16 protein-coding genes and 2 pseudogenes are annotated in these 18,146 nt (G+C 61.2%); 6 read left to right on the top strand and 12 right to left on the bottom strand.

Annotation, left to right across the window (positions count from 1 at the left end; all coding sequences use genetic code 11):
- The coding region (locus DRB19_RS05025) for a LuxR C-terminal-related transcriptional regulator (RefSeq protein ID WP_114184953.1) at window positions 1-778 on the top strand (778 nt) is incomplete at its 5' end.
- 214 nt (window positions 779-992) lie between these two features.
- On the opposite strand, the gene DRB19_RS05030 is transcribed toward DRB19_RS05025, so the two are convergent.
- Window positions 993-2,906: an adenylate/guanylate cyclase domain-containing protein gene (locus tag DRB19_RS05030; RefSeq protein ID WP_162815588.1), complete on the bottom strand. Its 1,914-nt coding sequence runs from the start codon at window positions 2,904-2,906 to the stop codon at window positions 993-995.
- A 414-nt stretch (window positions 2,907-3,320) separates the two neighbouring features.
- Between DRB19_RS05030 and DRB19_RS05035 the strand changes: the two are divergent.
- The 3 genes and pseudogenes from DRB19_RS05035 to DRB19_RS05045 all read left to right on the top strand — a co-directional run.
- A pseudogene (locus tag DRB19_RS05035) lies at window positions 3,321-3,689 on the top strand (adenylate/guanylate cyclase domain-containing protein); the annotation flags it as partial.
- Between the two features lie 56 nt (window positions 3,690-3,745).
- Window positions 3,746-4,444: an IS6 family transposase gene (locus DRB19_RS05040; protein ID WP_114184955.1), complete on the top strand. Its 699-nt coding sequence runs from the start codon at window positions 3,746-3,748 to the stop codon at window positions 4,442-4,444.
- A gap of 77 nt (window positions 4,445-4,521) precedes the next feature.
- Window positions 4,522-5,244, top strand: a complete 723-nt coding sequence (locus DRB19_RS05045) for an NAD(P)H-binding protein (protein WP_114184956.1) — start codon at window positions 4,522-4,524, stop codon at window positions 5,242-5,244.
- A 216-nt stretch (window positions 5,245-5,460) separates the two neighbouring features.
- Here DRB19_RS05045 and DRB19_RS05050 read toward each other — a convergent pair whose 3' ends face one another.
- The 11 genes and pseudogenes from DRB19_RS05050 to DRB19_RS05100 all read right to left on the bottom strand — a co-directional run bounded on the left by DRB19_RS05050 (window position 5,461) and on the right by DRB19_RS05100 (window position 16,491).
- Window positions 5,461-7,062, bottom strand: coding sequence for an N-acyl-D-amino-acid deacylase family protein (locus DRB19_RS05050; RefSeq protein WP_114184957.1), 1,602 nt, complete (start codon window positions 7,060-7,062; stop codon window positions 5,461-5,463).
- Window positions 7,063-7,315: 253 nt separating this feature from the next.
- Window positions 7,316-8,377: a D-TA family PLP-dependent enzyme gene (locus DRB19_RS05055; RefSeq protein ID WP_114184958.1), complete on the bottom strand. Its 1,062-nt coding sequence runs from the start codon at window positions 8,375-8,377 to the stop codon at window positions 7,316-7,318.
- A 12-nt stretch (window positions 8,378-8,389) separates the two neighbouring features.
- Entirely contained in the window at window positions 8,390-8,596 is a 207-nt protein-coding gene (locus tag DRB19_RS05060) for an SDR family oxidoreductase (protein WP_245439283.1), read from the bottom strand.
- 56 nt (window positions 8,597-8,652) lie between these two features.
- The gene (locus DRB19_RS05065; protein ID WP_114184960.1) at window positions 8,653-9,666 is read right to left on the bottom strand and encodes an ABC transporter ATP-binding protein; all 1,014 of its coding nucleotides are present in this window, start codon (window positions 9,664-9,666) and stop codon (window positions 8,653-8,655) included.
- Window positions 9,663-10,715, bottom strand: a complete 1,053-nt coding sequence (locus DRB19_RS05070) for an ABC transporter ATP-binding protein (RefSeq protein WP_114184961.1) — start codon at window positions 10,713-10,715, stop codon at window positions 9,663-9,665. The genes DRB19_RS05065 and DRB19_RS05070 overlap by 4 nt, the downstream gene beginning before the upstream one ends.
- A 3-nt stretch (window positions 10,716-10,718) precedes the next feature.
- Entirely contained in the window at window positions 10,719-11,585 is an 867-nt protein-coding gene (locus DRB19_RS05075) for an ABC transporter permease (protein ID WP_114184962.1), read from the bottom strand.
- Window positions 11,585-12,526 (bottom strand): ABC transporter permease, encoded by a 942-nt coding sequence (locus DRB19_RS05080; protein ID WP_162815589.1) that lies wholly within the window; start codon window positions 12,524-12,526, stop codon window positions 11,585-11,587. Before DRB19_RS05080 ends, DRB19_RS05075 begins: the two co-directional genes overlap by 1 nt.
- Before the next feature lie 66 nt (window positions 12,527-12,592).
- The gene (locus tag DRB19_RS05085; protein ID WP_373867405.1) at window positions 12,593-14,068 is read right to left on the bottom strand and encodes an ABC transporter substrate-binding protein; all 1,476 of its coding nucleotides are present in this window, start codon (window positions 14,066-14,068) and stop codon (window positions 12,593-12,595) included.
- Between the two features lie 94 nt (window positions 14,069-14,162).
- A complete protein-coding gene (locus DRB19_RS05090) occupies window positions 14,163-14,924 on the bottom strand; it encodes a creatininase family protein (RefSeq protein WP_114184964.1) in 762 nt (253 codons plus the stop codon).
- Between the two features lie 470 nt (window positions 14,925-15,394).
- Window positions 15,395-15,541, bottom strand: a pseudogene (locus tag DRB19_RS31015) (MurR/RpiR family transcriptional regulator); the annotation flags it as partial.
- 146 nt (window positions 15,542-15,687) lie between these two features.
- A complete protein-coding gene (locus DRB19_RS05100; protein WP_114184965.1) occupies window positions 15,688-16,491 on the bottom strand; it encodes an IclR family transcriptional regulator in 804 nt (267 codons plus the stop codon).
- Window positions 16,492-16,637: 146 nt separating this feature from the next.
- Between DRB19_RS05100 and DRB19_RS05105 the strand changes: the two genes are divergently transcribed.
- Complete coding sequence (locus DRB19_RS05105; protein WP_373867404.1) at window positions 16,638-17,462, top strand: transporter substrate-binding domain-containing protein; 825 nt, start codon at window positions 16,638-16,640, stop codon at window positions 17,460-17,462.
- 20 nt (window positions 17,463-17,482) lie between these two features.
- Window positions 17,483-18,142: an amino acid ABC transporter permease gene (locus DRB19_RS05110; protein WP_114184967.1), complete on the top strand. Its 660-nt coding sequence runs from the start codon at window positions 17,483-17,485 to the stop codon at window positions 18,140-18,142.
- Window positions 18,143-18,146 lie beyond the last annotated feature (4 nt).

An 18,146-nucleotide genomic window follows, 5' to 3' on the forward strand; every position in this document is an offset into this window, starting at 1 on the left:
TGAAACTGTCGATCACGAGTATCGCATTGTTCGGCCCGATGGCAGCATGCGTCGGATCCATGCCACAGTGTTTGCCATCTTTGACCAGCATGGAAGGGTTCGGCGGGTGGCCGGCATTGCCCGGGATGTCACGCAACATGACGGCTCGATGGTGTACCTGGTGGACACTGATGAAACCTCCCGACGTGAGCTGTCGCTTCGGCTTCAGGAGGCAGGCTACCAAGTGAACAGGTTCGTATCCGCCCAAGCCTTCCTCGACGTCGCACCCGTGGTGGTGCCAGGCTGCGTGGTGCTGAGAATTCACGGGTCCGACCCCGACGAACTGATGTTACCCAGAGGGCTGAAGGGACGTCGCTTGGCCTTGCCAATTATCGTTGTCGGCGAAGCCGGCGGCAATGTGTTGTTTGGGGTTCAGGCCATGAAGGCGGGAGCGGCCGATTTCTTAGATGTGCCGTATCGTCCAGACCAATTGATGGAGGCGGTGGCGTCTGCGCTTGCGTCGATCCAGGACCGGGTGGAACGGGATCGGGCAGCGGACTTCGTGCGCGCGGGCATCGCCGCTTTGTCTGTCCGTGAGCGGGAGGTGCTGGATGGGCTGCTGGCTGGCGGCACCAACAAGACGATTGCCCGAGACCTCGGGATCAGCCCCCGCACGGTTGAGGCTCACCGGGCCCGCATCATGGAGCGCCTAGGGGCACAAAGCCTGCCTGAGCTGGTGCAGGTTGCCATGGCGGCGGGCTTGCAGGCGTCGGGTCGCTCCGATAACGGCACTCGCTGATCATCCTGAGCAAGGCACGGTGTTTGAAGCCGCGGGTCTACGGCGAAGCCCGACTGCACGCGCCGCAAACGAATGTCTTGTTATGGCACTGAGCCGAAGTAAGCCGAACTTCCGCATAGGTGGGATAAGCGGACCTTCATCCAATCCGCTCAACGTTACACATTGACCCGATCCGGACATTCCATGGATCGCCAACTGACACGTTCGGTCGAGTTCACTCCGGCATGCCCAGCTTGCGCCATGCCGCGTAGATCCGCGACCGCTGGGCCACGTAGGCCGGATGATCGGATTGTTCCAGGGCCTTGTAGCGGGTCAGCGTCATCCCGGGCACGGCCCGCAGCCATCTCACCATCGGTTCACGCGCTTCCGCTTCGCGCCCCGTGAACACGTAGGCCGCCGCCAGCCAGCCATATGAGCTCGGAAAGCCCGGATCGGCATCGATTGCCTGCTGGATTGTCTCGACGGCGGCCTCGTCCTGCCCCAGGTGCAGTTGTGCCCCGCCGATGTACAGCAGCCAGTACACCAGGAACGGATCGCGCGGGCTGAGGCGGATGCCTTGCCGCACGTACCCTTCCGTCTTCTCTGGTTGGCCGAGGAGAGCATAGTTCCACCCCATCTCGGTGTAGGGGACGGCCAGGTTGCGGTTCAGGCTCACGGCCCGCTCGGCCGCCGCAATGGCCTCCGCGCTACGCCGCTGTGCCCGACGCAGCAGCGCCTTGTACTGGTGAGCCGCGGCATCGTCGGGCTTTAGGACAATGGCCTGGGCGATCAGTTCGTCAGCCTTCTGCAACGGGTCCGCAGGCGCATCCGTCCAGCGGTTGAGCACGTCCCGGATGTGCGTGAAGCCTAGGCCCGTGAGAGCAATGACCACGTGGGGATCCACCTTCAGGGCCTCCTCGAACAGGCGTCGCGCCGCCGCATTGTTATCCCTCGTCTGGCTCGCGTAGATCAGCGCCCAGCCGCGCATAGCCAAATCCGTCGAATCGGGATTGACGGGGCGCTCCCGCTGGCCGCGGCGGCTCTCAATGTCAATGAGCTTGACCCTGAGCGCGGAGGCAATCCCCGCCGTGATCTCGTTCTGCATCTCGATCAGGTCGGCGCGCGGACGGTCGAACCGCTCCGCCCATAGGTGAGCCCCTGTCTCGGCGTCGATGAGCTGGGCATTGACCCGCACTAGGCTGCTGCTGCGTCGGACGCTGCCCTCGAGCACGTAGCGCACGCTGAGGTCGCGGCCGATCTGCCGGATGTCGACGGGCTTGTTCTTGTAGGTGAAGGCGGTATTGCGCGCGATGACGAAGCTGCCGTCGATGCGTGACAGGTCCGCCGTGAGGTCCTCCGTGAGGCCGTCGGCGAAGTACTCTTGGTCCGGGTCGCCGCTCAAATTGTCAAAGGGGAGCACGACTAGGGACAGGCGGGATGCGGTGCGGCTCGGATCGGCTCCCACGGTGTTCGGTGCCGCTGCTGCGACAGGGGTGGTGGATGGCTTAGACGGGCCTTGGTTCCTGGCAAGAAAGAAACCGGTGCCGCCGAGAACTACGAGGGCTACCGCCGCGGCGACAGGAACGAGCCAGCGCCGCCTGTCTGGTGCCTCGGACGAGGCGTTAGCCGTGTAGGCGTCGAAGTGAACCCGATAGCACCGGACCGGCCGGGCGATGTTGCGCACGCTCTGCTCCCCCAGGTCCTCGAACTCGACGGGCAGCCGGTCACGAACCTGATCACGAATCGAGCGCGAGACGCAGATGCCGCCAACATCAGCCAAGGCTTGCAGGCGCGCGGCGATGTTGACGCCGTCACCCAGGACATCGCCATCCTCGATGACCACGTCGCCCAGATTGATGCCGATCCGGAACCGGATGCGGTGCTCCTCCGGGAACGATGTCTCGCGACTAGCCATGGCGAGCTGGAGCTCGGCCGCGCAGCGCACGGCCTCGACGGGACTGGCGAATTCGACCAGCAGGCCATCACCCATGGTCTTGACGAGCCGCCCGCCATGCCGGGCGATGGCCGGGTCGATTAGGGCTCGGCGGGACGCCTTTAGGCGTGCGATCGTACCCTCCTCGTCGAGCCCGATCAGCCGCGAGTAGCCCGCCACATCAGCGCACACGATGGTCACCAGCTTGCGCTCCATTGAGCGCTCCATGAAGCGGTTCAACCTAACGTCTGAAGCCTACCCCCAGGGCATCGGCGGGGGAAGCCATTGCCCGCGCTGCGACCTGCGAACAAATCGGAGCATACGTCGCAAGCTCACTGTCCGAACGGCAGGTCTTGGCACCTCTCGGACGTAGGCCCAGAGTCTGCTCTCACGACGAACATCGGACGCTCCTGGAGGTCGAGAGATCGGCAGAGGATGACCCTGAGCCGACTTTGGCGCTGAGGCAGCATAGGTCACGATCCCCCTAAGATGGTCGACCGTCAGACCGTCGCCTCCAGAATGTCCCGATGGTATCATGATCGGGCTGTGTGACGACGGTCGCTTGGTCAAGGACCAAGCGGTCCACTGACACCGACTTCAGCCGGCAGATCTCCTGAAGGAGAAGCAGCCATGGCGACAGCATGGGTTGAGCGGCGGTTGGCAGCGATCCTGGCCGCCCACGTCGTCGGGTACTCTCACCTCGTGGAACAAGACGAGGCGGGCACCCTGGCGGCCCTAAAGACGCTCCGCCGCGAGGTCATTGATCCGCTCCTGGCCGAGCATCATGGGCGCATCGTCAAGTTGATGGGTGATGGGGCGCTCGCAGAGTTTGGTTCGGTCGTTGACGCTGTGGCCTGCGCGGTCGCCGTGCAGAAGGGTGTGGCGGATCAGCAAGACAGCGTCCCATCCGAGCGCCGCATCGTCTTCCGCATCGGGATCAACCTCGGTGACGTTGTGGTCGAGGGCGATGATCTGCTGGGCGATGGCGTCAACATGGCACCGTTGCATTAACCGTGGTCGTGTAGCGAGGGATAGCCAATCGAAGAATCGTTCTGTTGTCTCTGTTCAAGCGCCGCCGTTTTCCCGTCGCGATCATCCTGCTGTGCGTGCGCTGGTACTGCAAGTACGGGATCAGCTATCGCGATCTCGCCGAAATGATGTCCGAGCGCGGGGTCAGCGTCAATCCAAGCACGATCTTTCGTTGGGTCCAGCGCTATGCCCCAGAGATTGAGAAGCGGGTGCGACCATACCAGGGGCATCGTTCAGGCTCATGGCGGGTGGATGAGACCTATGTACGAGTTGGCGGACGCTGGCAATACTTGTTTCGAGCGGTTGATAAACATGGTCGGCTGATTGCCTTCATGCTGTCCAATCGGCGGGATGCTGGAGCGGCTTATCGCTTCCTGCGCAAAGCTCTAAAGGCCATGAGCGGCTATCCTCCCTCATCCATCACGACCGACAAATTGGCTTCGTATCCAAAGGCCATCCGGCGCTTGCAGGGCGAAGGGCTGCTATCGAAGAATGTTGAACACCGCACCTCGAAATATTTGAATAACATCATTGAGGCAGATCACGGCGCGTTCAAGCGGATAATTCGGCCGACGCGCGGCTTCCAAACGATGAAAACCGCCGCCGCGACCCTGACGGGTTTTGAAACAATGCGCATGATCCGCCGCGGTCACTGCATCCAGCGGAAGCGTCAGGCGACAGGCGAAGTCCGTCTCGTCAATCAGCTCTTCGGTCTTGCAGCCTGAATGACCCGCTCGACGGCGTTCGCTATGCCCCTTTCAAGTTGCTGCAATAGTGCCCCCCTGAAAGGGCTGGCTCGGGCGTGGAAGGGCGTGTTGGTGACTACGACCAGCCGGACACCCTGGCCCAAGCCTATTCCGGCCTCGACCGCCTGCTTCTGATCCCCACCTCAGATCAGCGTCCCGGCAAGCGGGGTGAGCAGAACGTTGCGGCCATCAAGGCAGCCATCGCGGCAGGCGTGAAGCACATCATCTTCATGTCGGCCGCTGGCACACGTGAGCAGGAGGAGCCGAACATCGGCGCCTCCTACTGGGTGGGCGAGCAGTACCTGATCAAGAATGCTCCTCGCTGGACCATCCTTCGCATGAACTACTATGCCGAGGCGCTTGCCATGGAGGTGGCCTCTGCTGTGGGATCGGGAGCGCTCACCGGGGTTGCCGAGAACCGCGTGGCATTTGTCACCCGCGATGACATCGCTGCTGCGGCAGCGGGCATCCTGCTCGGTCAGGGACACGCGGGCGCGATCTACAACGCCACGGGTGACAGGGCCTACACAGGTGCGGAGCGGGCCGCCCTGATCTCTGAGATCACTGGCAAGCCACTTGGCTTTGTCGCGGTCCCGGCGGATGCGCTGCGAGGAGGAATGGCGAAGGCAGGACTACCGGAGAGTGTCATCAACACGTGGGTGAGCATCCAGAACGACTTTGCGGCGGGAGCATTCGACATCGTGACAGGCGACGTGGAACGTCTCGCAGGCCGCGCCCCGAAGTCGCTTCGTGACGCACTGTCGCCAGCACTGCGCTGAGGTCCGGAGGCAGGCCGGAGAATTCCGGCCTGCCTCATCATGCACTTGCCAGCTCCATTATGGATTTGGCCTGTCTACCGGTAACGTCAAGAAATGGCACTTTTCGGAAGTAAGACGAATGTCAGGGCAGGAACAGCGGACGTTCCTGAGGAGGAGGGGATCGGCAGAGAATGACCCTTTGCAGACCTTTGATATCACCCCCCGCGCTGACACCTCTCACGACAGAACTGGAAGCATGCGACCGGGTTGAGCTCCAGTCGGCGCACCGTCTTGGATGATGGCTTCGCCATTGACCCAGACATGGCTGATGCCAACAGGCATCAGCGTAGGTTCGTCGAAGGTGGCGCGGTCCGCGACACTCTCTTCGAAGAGAACGATGTCGGCCATCATGTCCGGCCGGACCAATCCGCGATCCAGAAGCGAAAAGCGTTGCGCGGCAATCGACGTCATGCGCCGTACGGCATCCTCGAGGGAAAACCAGCCCTTGTCGCGACGCAACGGGCCAACGATCCGAGGGAAGGTGCCGAAGGCACGCGGGTGCGGTTTCGTGCCGGGGCGAGGCAGGCCGTCCGACCCGACCATGTGCAGACGATGGCAACAGGCCGCATGCAGATCGCTCTCGTCTAGCTGAAAAAGAATGACGCCTGTTTGCCCATCATCCTCTTCGACAAGGCGAATGAGAAGGTCGTAGGGTGCAGTCGTCTCGCGCTCGGCCGCCGCTCGCATGCTCAGGCCCTCAAGATGCTTGAGCCCGGGGTTGTTGACGCCCGAAATGCGCACATTGTCCCAGCCGATCAGGGAAAGTTTGCTCTGGCCATGGAAAGCCGGGCCGCCATTCTCGACCCAGCGGCGCAGGACAGGCCCAATTTCGGGATCGCGCAGCCTCTGCTTGAGCTGATCGAGGCCGCCTTCGAGCGCGGCTGGGGGAAGAAGCTGCAGGAGATAGGTGCTGCCGGCCGGATAGGGGTACATATCGAAGCTGATGTCGATCCCTTCCTTCCGTGCGGCTTCGAGAGCTTCCAGAGTGCGAGGAATCTGCCCCCAGTTGGGTCGCCCAGCCGATTGAAGATGCGAGAGGAGACCAGCCGCACCGGACAGCCGGAGAATCTCGATGAACTCTTCGATCGCGGGCACGAGCTGGTCTTCATAGCTGCGCACATGCGCGGTCATCAGCCGTCCGCGCGCCTTCACTACCTTCGCTAGCGCCACCAGCTCGTCGAGATCGGCGAAGGCGCTCGGGGGATAGACCAGCCCGAGAGAGAGGCCGATGGCACCCTGCTCAAGCTGCCGATCGAGCAGGCTCTCCATGGCCGCAATCTCGTCTGGTGTCGGCGGGCGCCGGTCATAGCCCATGACTGCCAGCCGCAGGGCTGCGTGGCCGACTAGCGAGACGACATTAATGGCGACGCCTTGATGAAGACGCTCACGATAGTCCGAGAAGTCATCGAAGATCTCCTCAGGCGCCAATTGCCCGAGCAGTCCCGCGAAATGCTTGCGCAGGTCCTCCCGGGATCGTTCCCGAGCCGGATAAAGAGAGAAGCTGCAGTTGCCGACGACCACAGTGGTGACGCCCTGTAGCGCCTTTTCAGGTCGGTTCGGTTCGCGAATGCAGATCAGATCGTCATGGCAATGAGCATCGATGAACCCCGGCGCAAGATAGCGGTCCTGGGCATTGATGATGGTCGTCTTTGTTCCTGCTGCGAGATGCGAGCCAACGGCGGCGATCCGTCCGTCTACCACATGCACGTCACCCCGAAACCAGGGAGATCCTGTTCCGTCAATGATCCGGGCGTTCCGGATAAGCCAGTTCTGCGTCATTGTATCCTCGATAGCACAAAAGGGGAGTGTGGTCCTAACGTTTCAGCCTCTGGCCTTGCCTATCGGGAGGGGCATGTATTCGGCGAAACCCGTGATTTTTCAGCAACCGGCCAGCCGCGAAAAACGCGCTAACGTCGCGCCCGACCAACCTAGTCCAGACCTCGCGCCGGTCGGCATCGGATTGGCGTTGGGGCGCGGGATACCACGATGGGATCTCCAGACAACGCGTCGGACCAGGGCAGGTGGAGACACGTCAGGCAACCTTGCCGCGCGCGGCGACGGGAACCGTGCCGACGACGTCATCGCCGCGCACGAGCGTCACCTCGTCGAAGAGATTTGACACGGGGCAGGCGTGGTTGGGAATGATGCGGACCATATCGCCGACCCGGGGCTTTGCCGTCGAGCGTGTCAGATCGACGGTGCCGTGCTCCTCGCTCAAGGAGGCAATCACGGCGTCGGGGTATTCGACGATGCGGCCGAAGCCCTGAAGGCCCAAAGTGTCGCTGGTGAGCGTCTTCGAGCCTGCATCGAGGATTGCACGCGTGTTGGTCGGGCGCGACACCACAGTCGCGAGAACCGACAGGGCGCAGTCCTCAAAGCCGCCGACGCCCTCATGAACCTGGAACCGGTCAAGATAGATGTAGGTGCCGGGACGGTACTCGGTGGCCGCACCGTTTTCGCCGCTGTGCCAGAGGTCCGGCGTCCCGCCCGTCGAGACGATCTCCGGCGCAAGGCCGGCTTCCCTTAATAGAACGGTGGCGCGTGCGAGCCACGCATTCGCCTGCGCTGTTGCGCCTTTGGCTGGATAGGTCATTAAGCCAGCAAAGCGCAGTCCGTCGGACGCATTGATGTAACGAGCAAGGGCAAGCGCCTCCTCGGGCGTCTGCACGCCTGCCCGCGCTCCGCCCGTGTCACATTCCACAAGCACGGGGAGGGTGATGCCGGATTCAGAGAATGTTCGCGAATATCCGTCGATGGTGGTGATACTGTCTGCAGTAACCTTGAGAGCCGCGCGCTTGGCGAGCGCCAGAAGGCGTTTCAACTTGGGCTCACCGAGAAAGTTGTAGGGCAGAAGAATGTCCCTAAGACCGGCGTCGACCATCACTTCGGCCTCGCCGATTTTCTGGCAGGTAATCCCGATGGCGCCGAGCTCCATCTGCCTCTTGGCAAATTGCGGCAGTTTGTGCGTCTTGATGTGGGGGCGCAGCTTCACGCCGTTCGCATCGGCATAATCCTGAGCGCGTTTCAAATTGACTTCAACGCGGTCGATGTCGATCAGGACGACAGGGGTATCGAGTTCATGAATCTTGGCCATCGGGAATTCCTCTCACGAGATCGCTCGGACGAAGGGCAGGTTGCCGGCCGTGAGGCCGCCAACCACCGGCAGGGCGACTCCCGTAATTCGGGCCGCCAAAGGCGATGCGAGAAATACTGCCGCATTCGCCACGTCGACGGGCTCTACAATGCGGCCGAGAGGGTATGGGCGGGGACCTTCTCCAGCAGGCGAGAAGCCTTCCTGACCCGATGGTCTCACGCTTTGGTCGCGAGGATCGCTTAGGGCCATCCTATGAGCGACGTGACCACAGGGTATCACAAGAGGTTCTCCTGGTTTTCGAACTCACGTTGTCCGGCGAGTTCTGCCTGCCGGATACACGCAACGCTGTGGTCTCGTGAGACGTCCTCCCGCGGGGGCACGATTTCCGCGCAGGCCTGTACGGCATAGGGACAGCGCGTGCGGAACACGCAGCCTGAAGGTGGGTTGAGCGGGCTCGGGATATCACCTTTTAGAATAATGCGATCACGCTTGGCGCGGGGATCGGCAACAGGCACAGCCGACAGAAGCACCTGGGTATAGGGATGACGTGGATTGGCATAGACCTCCTGGGCGGGTCCCATCTCCATGATACGCCCGAGGTAGAGAACAACGATATCATCGCAAAGATACTCGACGACTGACAGGTCGTGCGAAATGAACACCATCGTCAAACCGAGCTGCTGCTGCAACTCTTGCATCAGGTTCAGTACCTGCGCCTGAACGGATACGTCGAGGGCGGACACCGGTTCGTCGGCGATGATCAGTTCGGGCTCCACGGCGAGTGCGCGGGCGATACCGATGCGCTGACGCTGGCCCCCGGAGAATTCGTGCGGATAGCGACGCGCGTGCTCCGGCCTTAAGCCGACGCGGCCAAGCAACTGCGCTATGCGCTCCTCGCGTGCTGCGCCCCTGGCAAGGCGGTGGGTGTCGATGGCCTCGCCGATGATGTCTCCGACGCGCATGCGCGGATTGAGGCTGGAATAGGGGTCCTGAAAGATGATCTGCAGGCGCCTACGATAGGCGCGCAGCTCCTTTTCCGACAGCTTGAACAGGTCGACGCCATCGAAAATGGCCTCGCCCCCGGATGGTTCTATGAGCCGGAGAATGCAGCGCCCAGCTGTCGTCTTGCCTGAACCCGACTCTCCCACAATGCCGAGGATGCAGCCACGACGCACGTCGAAAGAGACGTCCGACAAGGCACGCACAGTGCCGCTGCTGGTCGGAAACTGTTTCTCGAGGTTACGAACCGACAAAAGGGCGCCGTCGTTAGGTTCACTCGCGTTGGTCATAGGTCGTCGTACCTCCAGCACCGCGACAGGTGATCTTCGGACACGGGGATAAGCGGTGGCAGCTCACGACAGCGGTCCACGACCAACGGGCAGCGCGGGGCAAAAGCACAGCCCGTCGGCAGGTCGAGTGCGCTCGGGACGTTGCCTGGGATGGCGTTTAGCAGGCGTCGGCCACCCCCCTCGGTACGGTCGCGCCGCACATCCGGGATGCAGGCGAGGAGGCCGCGTGTATAGGGGTGGCGCGGACGTTCGAAAACGTTGAGCACCAGTCCTTGCTCGACCACCCGGCCTGCATACATCACGACGACCTCGTGAGCGATCTCGGCCACAACGCCGAGATTGTGCGTGATGAACAGGATGCTCATGCCGATCTCCTTCTGGAGACGGCGCAACAAATCCAGGATCTGGGCTTGGATGGTGACGTCGAGGGCGGTCGTCGGTTCGTCGGCAATGAGCAGCGAAGGGTTGCACGAAAGCGCGAGGGCGATCATGACGCGCTGGCGCATGCCGCCCGACATTTCGTGCGGGTATTGATCGAGCCGGCGCTCCGGCGCCGGAATCTCGACGAGTTCCAGCATGCGCTTGGCCCTGACTCTTGCCTCGTCCCGGGACACAGACTCATGCAGGAGGATCATTTCCATGATCTGATCGCCGACGGTAAATAGCGGGTTCAGGCTCGTCATCGGTTCCTGAAAAATCATCGCAATCTCGCGGCCCCTGATGGCACGCATGCGCTTTTCGGGCAGCTGCGCGAGGTCGACCACGTCGCCTCCGCGCAACCGGTAGAGCACACGGCCGCCGACGATGCGGCCTGGATGGGCGAGCAGCCGCATGATCGTGAGGCTCGTCACCGACTTTCCCGATCCCGATTCGCCGACGACCGCGAGCGTTTGCCCCCGGCTCAGCGAAAAGCTGACGCCATCGACCGATTTCACTGTACTAGCGCCCTGAATAAAATAGGTCTGCAGGTCCTCGACCTTGAGCTGAACGTGAGGAGGGAGCGCCAGAGCGGCACCGGTCCCCACTCCTGAGGAAGCTGTTATAACCATCGCTCAGAGATCCTTTCTCAGGCGCGGGTCGAGAAGATCGCGCAGGCCATCGCCAACGAGTTGCAGCGACAACACGGCGAGCACAATGGCAATCCCCGGAAATAGAGTCATCCAGTCTGCACTTCCTACATATTGCCGGCCAGCAGCGATCATGGTGCCCCAGGTCGGGACCTCCGGGCTCACGCCGACTCCGAGGAAGGACAGGCTCGCCTCTGCCAGCATGGCGTAGGCGAAGATGAAGGTCGCCTGCACGAGAATAGGCGAAACGAGATTGCGCAGGACGTGGCGGAGCATGATCCGCCACGTTGGAACACCGAGAGCCCTCGCGGCCTCAATGTAGGGCAGTTCGCGGATGATGAGTGTGGATGCGCGTACGATGCGGGCGAGGCGCGGTGCATAGACGATGCCGAGTGCGACAATGACCGTAGCCAGGGAGGGGCCAAGTGCAGCGACGAGCGAGATCGCCAGCAGGATGTCCGGAAAAGCCATCATGGCATCGATGATCCGCGCGACAATCCCGTCAGCCTTACGGAAAAAGCCCGCAACGAGGCCGAGCGTGATACCAATGGCAGCCGCGAGCAAGGTCGCGGCTGCCCCGACAAGAAGCGACAATTGTCCCGCATAAATCGTCCGGCTGAAGATGTCGCGGCCGAATTCGTCGGTGCCGAACCACCACCGCCCGCTCGGTGGTTGCAAGCGGTTGACCACCGAGAGCCTGTTAGGAGCATAGGGCGCGATCAGCGGGGCCAGCACCGCGAAAACAGTGATAGCTCCAAGCACGACCAAACCGATCAGGAGTGATTTGCGCTGGAAGACGAGGCTCACGAGGCCTGGACGCCCAGCAATCGCAGGAGACGAGGTGACAGCCATCAGTAACGCACCCGTGGGTCGACGACCAAATAAAGCATGTCGATGACAAAGTTGATCAGCACATAGAGGGCTGCGATGACGAGAAGCGCGCCCTGAATGACAGGATAATCCCGGCGCAGCACGGCGGAAACGACGAGATTGCCGACACCCGGCAGACTGAAGACGGTTTCGGTTACGACGGCGCCGGAAACGAGAAGCGCCGCCGTTAGGCCGATCACGGTTAGCACCGGGATGAGTGCGTTCTTGAAGGCGTGCTTCATCACGACTTGAAACTCACCCATGCCTTTCGAGCGAGCCGTTCTGACATAGTCATCGTTGAGCACGTCGAGCATAGACGCCCGCGTGAAGCGGGTGATTAGCGCTGAACTTACGATTCCGAGCGTTGTTGCGGGCAGAATGAGGTGGGACAGCCGTACTATGAAGGAGGCATCGGGGCCGCCGTAGCCCGACACGGGGAACCAGCTGAACCGGACGGCAAAGACCTGGATGAATATAAGGCCAAGCCAGAAGCTCGGGATGCTCGCGGCAAGCATGGCAAGCGTCGTGGCGACTTGATCGAACAATGAGCCGCGCTTGTAGGCCGCCAGAATACCCACCGGCAGCGCGATGGCGCTAGCGATCAGGATCGAGAACAGGGTCAGGAAGAACGTGGGCTCGGCGCGTTCGGCAAGGGCGCTGAGCACGGGCATGTTGAGGAAGATCGACTGGCCAAGGTCGCCTCGAAGCAATTGGCCGAGAAAGTAGAGATATTGAAGGATGAGAGGCCGGTCGAGCCCCAATTTCTCGCGCAAAGTTGCGATGTCGGCGGCTGTTGCGTCGGGCCCCAGCATGACGGCGGCGGGATCGCCGGGAGCGACGCGCACTATGACGAAGACGATCGTCACGACTGTGAACATCACTGCAATCATGCCGAGGAAGCGCCGGATCACGTAGCGGGTCATGGCTGCCAGGCTCCTGATTGTGCAGGGAGGTGGGCGGCGTTTCAGACGCCGCCCACCTCCCTCATGTTACTGCTTCAAGGATGCGTTCCAGAAATAAGGCCATGGTGACGCGGTGAAGCCCTGAAGTCGCGGAGACTTTGCCGTAAGGGCGTTGAAGTCGCCGACCTTGTAGAAGGGCACTTCCTCGTAGATCAGCTTCTGGATGTCGGCCCAGATCGCGATGCGCTTCTTCTGATCCATCTCGGTGTTGAATGCTGTCAGAAGCTTGTTCTTGGTCTCGCTCGCCCACCAGCCTGGGTAGGTGTCCGGCAGAGGCGCGATGAGCGCCGGCTCGGGCAGGAAGGGGCTGTGCGTGATGAAGATATCCCACACGGCCGGCTCAGCGCGACGCTGAACGAGCGTTGCCCAATCCACGACCTGCAGGTCCACCTTGAAGCCCGCCGCTTTCAGATATTCGGCTGCAACCTGTGCCATCTTGTAATGGAATTCATACTGGCGGCTCGTCAGGATGCGGATTGGCGACCCGTCATAGCCGGCCTTCTTGGCGAGGGCGGCCGCCTTGTCGGCATCGCCCTGGTTGTAGGCTTCCGTACCGACTTCCGTGCGCCAGACATAACTCTTCGGGTACATGGCGCCGTCGACCGAGTAGAATTCCGGCTTACCGAAGGCCGCCGCCAGCATGTCCTCCGCGTTGAGGGCCGCCTGGACGGCCTTGCGAAGGTCCAGCTTGGTCATCATTCCCTGCTTGTTGTTCATGATGAACATGGCCCAACCAAAGGATTCGAGCATCAACGGCTCAGTCTTCGACTGACCCCTTAGACGATCGTAGGCCTCGACCGGCAGCAGGTCGGCATAGTCGAACTGGCCGGCGAGCGCACCCTCGACGCGGGTATTGGCATCCGGGACGGGTACAAAGCGGATCTCATCGAGATACTGCTTGCGGGCCCCGCCGAATCCGTTGGGTTCACCTTCCCGCGGCTTGTAGCCATCGAAGCGCACGAGCTGAATGTATTGATCGGCTTTGCGCTCCTTCAACCGATAGGGACCAGTGCCAATGACCTCCTTGATGGGATTTTCCATGTGATCGGCCGGCATTACGACTGCAGCCGAATTGTTGAACGCGAGCAGGGCCGTCAGGGCTGCGAAGGGCTCCTTGAGGGTCAGGCGTACCGTGTTGTCGTCGATAGCCTCGATTGCCTGGATGTTGCCGGCGACCAGCTTGCCGCGCGAGGCGAGATCGGTCCAGCGCTTGAGCGATGCCACCACGTCTTTCGCGGTCATCGGCTGACTGTTGTGGAATGTCACCCCCTGACGCAGCGGGATGGTATAGACCTTGCCGTCGGCCGAGACTTCCGGGAGCTTTTCAGCCAGGAGCGGCGTCAGTTCCCAGTTCTTGTCGAAGGTGTAGAGCGTCTCGTAAAAGTGCTGCGTGATCATGCCAAGCAGATCGCCCGCGGAGACCATAGGATCGAGCGTGTTGGGCTCGCCGATCGTTGCGACCGTTGCGGCGCCTCCACGCTGCTGCGCTTCGGCAGGCTGCATGCTGCCGAAGGTCAAGGCGGCGACGGCCGCACCGACATAACGTAATGTTCTCAACATCCCTACTTTCCTCCCTCTTGCATTCACGTGGGCCACCTCAGCGCGCACGCGCCAAGCTCTTGACGACATGCGCCAGCTGATCGACCACAGCGGCGGTAATCCGCTCGCCCTTGTCAACGCTTGCGCTCGACGGGTCGCCGACCACGCCAGTGCCGTCGGACATGTCCTTCATGCTGCGGAACAGGGCTCCGCGGGCCGGCAGGATCATGTCGGCATTGGCCCAGCCGTAGGTTTCAACATAGCTCATTCCGGAAATGAGTTCTCGCTGTACGCTCTCGGGCGCGGTCAGCAGCATGAGAGACGTCTCGAACTCACATGCATGATTAATGCCGGCGAAGCCGGATTCTCGAATGGCGCTCAGCTCCTTGGCGGCGAGACGCCACCACGTCAGCATGGCAATGCGGCAGTCCCGGTGTTTGGCTCCGAAGCTCTCCAACAGAACCTGGCCGATGGCTTGGTTGCCGCCGTGACTGTTGAATAGGACGATGTTTCGAAATCCGTGCCTGACCACGGATTCGAGGATGTCGCCGACGTAGAGTAGGAAGGTTTCGTGCCGGACGGACAGCGTGCCGGCGAAATCCATGTGGTGCTCAGAGCAGCAGATCTTGACCTGTGGCAGGATGAGCACCTCCTCGCCGAGCCGCTCCTCGAGTACCCGCAGGAAGTGGTCGCCGATGCAGGCATCAGTTTCAAGAGGCAGGTGCGGTCCATGCTGCTCGATGGCCGCCACGTTGAGCACCACTGGAATGTTGCGGTCGAGCGCCGCGATTTTGTTGGTGGTGAATTTTTCCCAGCGCATGGGCCGTCGGCTCCTCTTGATCCTGCTTCGACCAGGGAAATGACGCGTTCTGCGACGCGGAACATTGCAATTGCCTCCTCGTCGAGGCGCACACCGAGACCTGGTCCGTCGGTGGGAATGCGCACGTAGGGTGCCTCGAAGGTGAGCGGTATCGCAAAAACATCGTGCTTGCGGATCATACGTCCAAATATGTCGCCGGGCCATACGCAACTGCGCGCTCCCGCCGACTGGTGGACGTACATCGCCTCGAGAATGCCAAGATCGATCTCCGAGCCGTGCCAGCAATAGGTGTTGGCGGTCGAGGCGATATGATCCAGCGCCTGTGCCGTCGCCTCATAGACATGTTCTGCAACCGCCCGACCTGTCTTGTCCAGCTCCTGCCGCTCGGCGGTGATATACATGCGCCCGAGGGCATAGTCCTGGGCGAGGCGTATCTTGAAGTCCGTGAACCCATCACAGCCCATACGCCGGGCAAAGCGGATGATCGTTGGCTCGCTGACCTCCGCCTGCGCCGCAAGGCTCTTGGTACTGATCCCCGTCGCCGCTTCGACGTTGGAGAGGATTATATTCGCGACGTTGCGCTCGGCACGGCTCATTTCAGGTGCCAAGAGGCGCATGGTATCGATCAGACTACTCACTTGGCGCACCGCGGCTTTGTCCCTTGAGAGTCTCGGAGGGCTTATGTTTCATAGACATGTGACGAAGGTAACGGAAGGCCGGTTCTTGGAAACCTGTTCGATGCTCCAGCACGGCAATCATACCCTTATATAATTGTGCCTGAGAGTTCGTTGGCACTTGCGACGAGGCGCGTGAGCAAGACTTCGCGCGCATCGGTCTCGGTATTGACCGGGATAGTGAAGCATAGGGTGGCAACGGCGGCACCCGAGCGGTTCCGGATCGGGGCCGCGAGACAACAGGTGAAGCTATCCGCCAAGCCTTTCGTCAAAAAGTAACCATCTGCGCGGGCCTGCGTTACGTCTGATAGGAAGCTGCTCAGCTCTAGGAGCCGGCCGTCCGGAAGCTGAAAATCTCCTGCCGGCACGAAGTTCTCGATTTCCTCGGAACTCATGTGATCGAGCAATAGTCGACCGGAGGCCGTCCATGGGATCGGAACCTCAATGCCTATATCGGTGGTGATGCGGAACAGACCAGTCCCATCCCGTTGGTCGATCACGACGTACTTGCGTCCCTTCAGGGCGCAGAGCTGTGCCGTCGCACCGGTTTCCGCAACCAGCTGGTCGAGTGTCTCCCTGCACCGGCGGTAAAATGGATTTGCATCTGCGTAGGCGCGCCCGAACAGATGTGATGTCTTCCCGAAATAAACGTGTCCCTCCGCACCGACGCTCTCTAGGATGTCCGCCTCAATCAGCCTGTTGACGATCTCATAAGTGGTGGAGCGCGGCGCATTGATGAGGTGTGCAATATCGCCGATGCGGGTCGGCGCCCGCTGATGGAGAAGAGTCTCAAGAAGATCGATGACACGGTCGATTCCGCGCTGCCGCTCACGCGCCGCCGGGGCAGATAAATGTGGTGTGTTCTTCAGTGGGCGGCGAGTCAGGTCATCCATTCAAGAACCTTTCAGGGCCGGAATTGAGCCCTTGCACCAAAACCTTAACAGGCCTAGCGTTGCGATGTCCGAAATACAAGACTGCTATCTGATATATTGGACACAACCAGGGGAAGGCAATGTCGAAGAGCATCAGCAGAATTTTGATGGGACTAGGCGCGCTTGTCATGGCCGTAGGTGCAATCGATGCAGTTCAGGCACAGACTTCGAGTAAGCTTCAGGAGGTGCTTCAGCGCGGGAAGCTCATCGTCGGAACTGGAAGCACGAATCCCCCTTGGCACTTCCGCGATGAGAAGGGCCAGCTGGCCGGCTTCGACATCGACATTGCTAAGATCATCGCTAAGGGCCTGTTCAACGATACGAACAAGATTGAGTTCGTGACGCAGGCATCGGACGCGCGCATTCCGAACATTACGACGGGAAAGGTCGATATCACCTGCCAGTTCATGACCGTCACGGCTGCGCGGGCTCAGCAGGTCGCATTCACGCTTCCTTATTACCGCGAGGGCGTCGGCCTGCTACTCCTGAAGGGTGGCTCTTACGCGAACTACGACGCGCTGAAAGCCGCTGGAGATAAAGTTACGATTGCAGTGCTACAGAACGTGTATGCAGAGGAAATGGTTCATCAGGCTCTGCCGGAGGCCAAGGTCGACCAATATGACAGCGTTGACCTGATCTATCAGGCTCTCAATTCGAAGCGCGCCGACGCCGCTGCGACCGACATGTCGTCCCTGCGCTGGTTCATGAAGCAGAATGCCGGTCGTTATCAGGATGCCGGCTACGCCTGGAATCCCCAGACCTATTCCTGCGCCGTCAAGCTGGGCGATCCGGATTGGCTCAACTTCGTCAACATCGCCCTGCGTGAGGCAATGCTGGGCGTCGAGTTCAGCGAGTACAAAGCATCGTTCGAACGGTGGTTCGGGGAGGCGCCTCCTGAGCCGAAGATCGGCTTCCCGAGTGAATTGCGCTAAGGCGGCAAGAGCGTACGGATATGGGCTATACGCTCAACTTTGCGGTGATCTGGGCGAACCTCGACAAACTCCTGTCGGGGCTCGCCCTGGGTCTTGGCCTCGCCCTCGGGGCGGTAGCCATGGGAACTGTGATCGGTCTGATTGGCGGGTTTGCGAGCGTCGGCCCGTCCAAGCTTGGGCGGAGGATTGCGGGGGCCTATGTGACGGTGATCCGAAACCTGCCGATCCTCGTCATCGTGCTTCTGGCCTACTTCGCCCTTCCCGAGTACGGGATCAGGCTGGATAAAGTTCAGAGCTTCGTCGCCTCACTTGCCATCTATGCCGGTGCGTATTTGACCGAGGTGTTCCGCGCCGGTCTTGTTTCAGTGCCGAAGGGTGTTGTCGAGGCTGGGCGCGCCATTGGCCTGACCCGCTTTCAGATCAGCCTTTATGTCGTCATGCCGATCATGCTGCGAAATGCACTTCCTGCGCTCGGCAGCACCTTCATCTCGCTGTTCAAGGATACGTCCATTGCCGCCGCGATCGCCATTCCGGAGCTGACATTCCAGGCGCGCAAGATCAATGTGGAGAGTTTCCGGGTCGTCGAGACGTGGATCGTGGCAAGCGGCCTCTATATCGCCACCTGTCTCGTCATTGCAGCTGGCCTGCGAAGCCTTGAGCGCCGATTTCCTAAATTCTGAGGCT

It is taken from the genome of Microvirga aerophila, from assembly GCF_003332305.1.
Classification (GTDB): domain Bacteria; phylum Pseudomonadota; class Alphaproteobacteria; order Rhizobiales; family Beijerinckiaceae; genus Microvirga; species Microvirga aerophila.

Bases quoted from the DNA above. Each gene is read 5' to 3' on its own strand.
- DRB19_RS05030 (WP_162815588.1), bottom strand. From the start codon at position 2,906: ATGGAGCGCAAGCTGGTGACCATCGTGTGCGCTGATGTGGCGGGCTAC.
- DRB19_RS05050 (WP_114184957.1), bottom strand. From the start codon at position 7,062: ATGACGCAGAACTGGCTTATCCGGAACGCCCGGATCATTGACGGAACA.
- DRB19_RS05055 (WP_114184958.1), bottom strand. From the start codon at position 8,377: ATGGCCAAGATTCATGAACTCGATACCCCTGTCGTCCTGATCGACATC.
- DRB19_RS05065 (WP_114184960.1), bottom strand. From the start codon at position 9,666: ATGACCAACGCGAGTGAACCTAACGACGGCGCCCTTTTGTCGGTTCGT.
- DRB19_RS05070 (WP_114184961.1), bottom strand. From the start codon at position 10,715: ATGGTTATAACAGCTTCCTCAGGAGTGGGGACCGGTGCCGCTCTGGCG.
- DRB19_RS05075 (WP_114184962.1), bottom strand. From the start codon at position 11,585: ATGGCTGTCACCTCGTCTCCTGCGATTGCTGGGCGTCCAGGCCTCGTG.
- DRB19_RS05080 (WP_162815589.1), bottom strand. From the start codon at position 12,526: ATGACCCGCTACGTGATCCGGCGCTTCCTCGGCATGATTGCAGTGATG.
- DRB19_RS05085 (WP_373867405.1), bottom strand. From the start codon at position 14,068: ATGCAGCCTGCCGAAGCGCAGCAGCGTGGAGGCGCCGCAACGGTCGCA.
- DRB19_RS05090 (WP_114184964.1), bottom strand. From the start codon at position 14,924: ATGCGCTGGGAAAAATTCACCACCAACAAAATCGCGGCGCTCGACCGC.
- DRB19_RS05100 (WP_114184965.1), bottom strand. From the start codon at position 16,491: ATGGATGACCTGACTCGCCGCCCACTGAAGAACACACCACATTTATCT.
- DRB19_RS05105 (WP_373867404.1), top strand. From the start codon at position 16,638: ATGGGACTAGGCGCGCTTGTCATGGCCGTAGGTGCAATCGATGCAGTT.
- DRB19_RS05110 (WP_114184967.1), top strand. From the start codon at position 17,483: ATGGGCTATACGCTCAACTTTGCGGTGATCTGGGCGAACCTCGACAAA.